The organism is Nocardia sp. NPDC060220 (assembly GCF_042727815.1).
Taxonomy (GTDB): Bacteria; Actinomycetota; Actinomycetes; order Mycobacteriales; family Mycobacteriaceae; genus Nocardia.
In genome coordinates, this window is the sequence record NZ_JBHWZY010001328.1 from 1 (window position 1) to 1206 (window position 1206).

The 1206-nt window shown below is 69.7% G+C and carries 1 protein-coding gene; it reads right to left on the bottom strand.

Going from position 1 to position 1206, the window contains the following annotated elements; all coding sequences use genetic code 11:
• Window positions 1–151: 151 nt before the first annotated feature.
• Window positions 152–1206: acetyl-CoA C-acetyltransferase (locus ACFWF3_RS36475; protein WP_379318770.1), on the bottom strand; the 1055-nt coding region annotated here is incomplete at its 5' end.

A 1206-nucleotide genomic window follows, 5' to 3' on the forward strand; every position in this document is an offset into this window, starting at 1 on the left:
GCTCCCCACGATCTGTGGGGAGCCGCTCGACTATGTCCAGCGAGTACATGGGTAACTCACCGGGGACCGGCTGACTCGGCCGACTGCGAAGTCTGGCCGCGTCGGATGTCTCGCGGCACCCGATCCTGGCCAGAAGACGCGGAGAGGCGGACTAGCTCAAGCGCTCGATGACCAGCGCCATGCCCTGGCCGCCGCCGACGCACATGGTCTCCACGCCGAACTGCTTGTCGTAGGTCTGCAGGTTGTTCAGCAGGGTGGTGGTGATGCGGGCACCGGTCATGCCGAACGGGTGGCCCAGCGCGATCGCGCCGCCGGACACGTTGAGCTTGTCCTCGTCGATCTTCAGCTCGCGCGCCGAGCCGAGCACCTGCACGGCGAAGGCCTCGTTGATCTCGAACAGGTCGATGTCGGAGACCGACTTGCCCGCGATCGCCAGCGCGCGCTTGACGGCCTCGACCGGGCCGAGGCCCATGATCTCGGGCGACAGGCCGGAGACACCGGTGGAGACGATGCGGGCCAGCGGGGTCAGGCCCAGTTCCTTGGCCTTGGTGTCGCTCATGATCACCAGCGCCGCGGCGCCGTCGTTGAGCGCGCAGCAGTTGCCCGCGGTGACGGTGCCGTCGGGACGGAACACCGGCTTGAGCTGGCTGACCGCCTCGTAGGTGACGCCGGCGCGCGGGCCGTCGTCCTTGCTCACGATCGAGCCGTCGGGCAGGGTCACCGGGGTGATCTCCCGCTCGAAGAAGCCGGCCTTGATGGCCTCTTCGGCACGGTTCTGCGAGCGCACGCCCCAGCGGTCCTGGTCCTCGCGCGAGATGCCGGTCAGCGACGCGACGTTCTCGGCGGTCTGGCCCATCGCGATGTAGGCGTCGGGGAGCAGGCCGTCTTCACGCGGGTCGTGCCATGCGCCCTTGCCGCCCAGTGCGGTCTCGGCGGTGCGGGCCTCGGCCTCGGCGAACTCGGGGTTCTTGGTGTCGGGGGAGCTGTCGGCGGAGCCACGGGCGTAGCGCGAGACGGTCTCCACACCGGCGGAGATGAACACGTCACCCTCGCCTGCCTTGATGGCGTGGAAGGCCATCCGAGTGGTCTGCACCGACGACGCACAGTAGCGCTGCACGGTGGTGCCGGGGACGACGTCGAGGCCGAGCTGGATGGCGAGGATGCGGCCCATGCCGAAGCCGCCCTCACCGGCCGGGGAGCCGGTGC